This window comes from Moorena sp. SIO4A5 (assembly GCF_010672005.1).
Classification (GTDB): domain Bacteria; phylum Cyanobacteriota; class Cyanobacteriia; order Cyanobacteriales; family Coleofasciculaceae; genus Moorena.
The window spans coordinates 1-3,284 of record NZ_JAAHHZ010000548.1; the positions used below are offsets into that span (position 1 = coordinate 1).

Sequence of the window (3,284 nt, forward strand, 5' to 3'; positions counted from 1 at the left end):
CCTCTTAAATTAGCCCCTCTAAGATTGGCATCAACATAAGACTTATTATAACCCTTACCACTAACTAATAATTCTCTGACAGCTGTATCAGCTAAGATAGTTTTACCTGGTCTAGCTCGGTCAAGTTTTATGGTATTTCGCCAACAGGTACAGGTGAGATTAGCCTCTCTTAAATCTGTACTTTTGAGGGTAGCTCCCGTAAAATTAGCATCGGTTAAATTGGCTTTGTAAAAACTGGTACCTCCTGTAGCAGCAATAGCAATAGCAATAGTACGAATCCAGGCATCTCGGGGGTTCCCTTTTAGAGCACGCCAGCCCAGGTAAGCACCAAGTAATACTAAGACTAAGCCTACAGCTATGGCTACAGCCCATGATCCAGCGGTGCCTAATTCAAATTCAATGGCGCTGGCGATGCCGAAGGCGTTGGTGATGGGAATGGCGATGGTAATGGCGATGATGATGACTCTGACGCTGGCAATGGCAATGGCGCTGGCGCTGGCGATGGCGCTGGCGATGGCGATGGCGCTGGCAATGGCAATGGCAATGGCAATGGCGCTGGCGAAGGCGATCGCGAAGGCGATGGGGATGCCGCGGGCGATGGGGATGACGCGGGCGTAGGCGCTGGCGAAGGCGATCGCGAAGGCGAAGGCGCTGGTGCTGGCGCTGGTGATGGCGAAGGCGAAGGTGATGGTGATGGTGATGGCGCTGGTGATGGTGAAGGCGAAGGCGAAGGCGTAGGCGCTGGCGATTACTGAACCGATACCTTGACGCAGAATAACACTATATACTATAATTATAGTAACCAAAGCTATGCAACCGGAGACTTGGTCGTTAGAGTCAAAGATTGACGCTACTACCGCCCCACCAAGTAAGGATACAATTCCTGATAGTCCTGACACTATCCAGGAAGATAACAGAAGAACAATTGTCCACCGTTTCTGTAATCCAGCCTTCGCGTTACAGAACTTAGTTCCGGTTAGATTAGTATTCTTAAAGTTCGCGCCTCGAATATCAGCTTCACTAAAATCTGCCCCTGAAAGGTTTTGCCCCTGGAATGACTGACCTCTGAGATTTACCCTTCGGAAATCCCTTTCTCCATTCTTATATTTGCTTAGAACTTCATTAGCTTCCATTTGTGATAGTCATATAGTCAGCGGTCAGTTATCAGTTAACGCGCTACGCGCACGCTACGCGAACAGTTTTTGAATAAAACAAGCTGACCACTGACCTTAAGTATTAATAATTAGATTATTTTTGCTGATTAATTAATATAGATGTATTTACCCTGACTTAACGATTAGGCTCCCTAAGGAAAACCTAAGGAAGATAGTTTTTATTAAAAAGGGGTTTCAGCATACCTACTGGCTAGTATATCATGTTTGATAACTGAAGCAAATGAAGAAACTTAATAAGTATAGCGCTAGTTTGAGTCTGAAAAGTCCCCCTTACTAAGGGGGATTTAGGGGGATCTCAACCCTGAAGCGGATTTGGGATAGATCCCCCCCAGCCCCCCTTTGATAAGGGGGGAGCAATGAAATAGCCCGACTCCCCACTCCTAACTGAATAATTACGCTTGTTATCAGCTAACAGCTGACGGTTGATAGCTTACGTTTAATCTCGTCTAGCCAGGTCAAGTTTACTAGTATTTTCCAAACAAGCACCAGTAAGATTAGCCTTTCTTAAATCTGTACTTTTGAGGGTAGCTCCGGTAAAGTCAGCATCGGTTAGGTCAGCGTTGTAAAAGCTAGTACCCCCTGTAGCCGCAAATGCGATCGCAGTAGTGCGAATCCAGGCATCTCGGGGGTCCCCTTTTAGAGCACGCCAGCCCTGGTAAGCACCAAGTAATACTAAGACTAAGGCTACAGCTATGGCTACGGCTATGTCTACAGATCCGCTTAATCGGAAGGCGATGGCGCTGGCGCTGGCGCTGGTGATGAAGAGGCTAACGACCCTGGCGCTGGCCCTGGCGCTGGTCTTGGCGCTGGCGCTGGTGATGGCAACGGCATAGATGCTGGCGATGGCAATCGGGCAGGCGAAGCCGCTGACGCTGCCGCTGTCGATGGCAACGGTGCTGACAGCACCGAAAGCACAGACGAAACCGAGGACGGCTCCTGCTCCCATACCTTTACGCAGGATAACAATATATACTATAATTACACAAACCAAAGCTATCCAGCTGGAGACTTGGTTATCTAAGTTGTCAAAGATAAACGCTACTACCCCCCCACCAAGGAAGGAGAGAATTCCTGATAGTCCTGACACTATCCAGGAAACTAACAGAAGAACAGTTACCCACCGTTTTTGTAATCCCGCCTTGGCCTTACAGAAGTTAGTTCCGGTTAGAATAGCATTCTTAAAGTTGGCTCCCCTAATATCAGCTTCACTAAAATCTGTTCCTGAAAGGTCTTGCCCCTGGAAAGACTGACCTCTGAGATTTACCCTGCGGAAATCCCTTTCTCCATTCTTATATCTGGTTAGAACTTCATTAGCTTTCATAGCTTCCATTAGTGGTAGTAACATAGTAAGCTATCAGTTATCAGCATTCAGCGGTCAGCATTCAGCATTCAGCATTCAGCATTCAGCATTCAGCTTTTGAATAAAACAAGCTGATAACTAAGAGCTGACGGCTGTTCGCGTAGCGTGAGCTAAAAGCTCACGGCTGACGGCTTACCTGAAGTATTAATAATTAGATTATTTGTGCTGATTAATTAATTTAGATGTATTTCCCCTGACTTAGGGATTAGACTCCCTAGGGAAAACCGAAGGAACAGAGTCTTGATGATAAACTGGGTTCAGTATATTCACTGAACAATATATCATATTTTCTGATTGAAGCAAATTAAGAAACTTTAAAAGTATAGCGCTATATTAATGGAAAGGGAACAGCGGATCTGGGAACAGGGAATAGGGAAAGAACCCTCAGCCGTTGGCCGTAGCAAATAAGCTGACCACTGACCGCTGACGGCTGACCACTGATAGCTCACCTTAGCTCTGTCTAGCCAAGTCAAGTTTACTAGTATTTTCCAAACTAGTACCAGTAAGATTAGCCTGTCTTAAATCTGTATTTTTGAGGGTAGCTCCGGTAAAGTCAGCATCGGTTAGGTCAGCGTTGTAAAAGCTAGTACCCCCTGTAGCCGCAAATGCGATCGCATTTGTCCGAATCCAGGCATGTTTAGGGTCTTCCGTTAGAGCACCCCAGCCCAGGTAAGAACCAAGTAAGGCCAAGAGGAAGGCTAAAGTTCCAGCTAAGGAAGAGGCGAGCTGGAAGCCCAAGGTTCCGGTTC

4 protein-coding genes are annotated in these 3,284 nt (G+C 46.7%); all 4 read right to left on the minus strand.

Features of this window, described 5'->3' with window-relative positions:
- Nucleotides 1-1,133: pentapeptide repeat-containing protein (locus F6K57_RS40755; RefSeq protein WP_293074647.1), on the minus strand; the 1,133-nt coding region annotated here is incomplete at its 3' end.
- Between the two features lie 478 nt (nt 1,134-1,611).
- Nucleotides 1,612-2,496, minus strand: coding sequence for a pentapeptide repeat-containing protein (locus F6K57_RS40760; protein ID WP_293074649.1), 885 nt, complete (start codon nt 2,494-2,496; stop codon nt 1,612-1,614).
- A gap of 353 nt (nt 2,497-2,849) precedes the next feature.
- Complete coding sequence (locus F6K57_RS40765; protein WP_293017464.1) at nt 2,850-3,008, minus strand: hypothetical protein; 159 nt, start codon at nt 3,006-3,008, stop codon at nt 2,850-2,852.
- Nucleotides 2,986-3,284 (minus strand): pentapeptide repeat-containing protein (locus F6K57_RS40770; RefSeq protein WP_293074651.1); only part of this gene is annotated, 299 nt, incomplete at its 5' end. The genes F6K57_RS40765 and F6K57_RS40770, both read right to left, overlap by 23 nt.

Bases quoted from the DNA above. Each gene is read 5' to 3' on its own strand.
- F6K57_RS40760 (WP_293074649.1), bottom strand. From the start codon at position 2,496: ATGAAAGCTAATGAAGTTCTAACCAGATATAAGAATGGAGAAAGGGAT.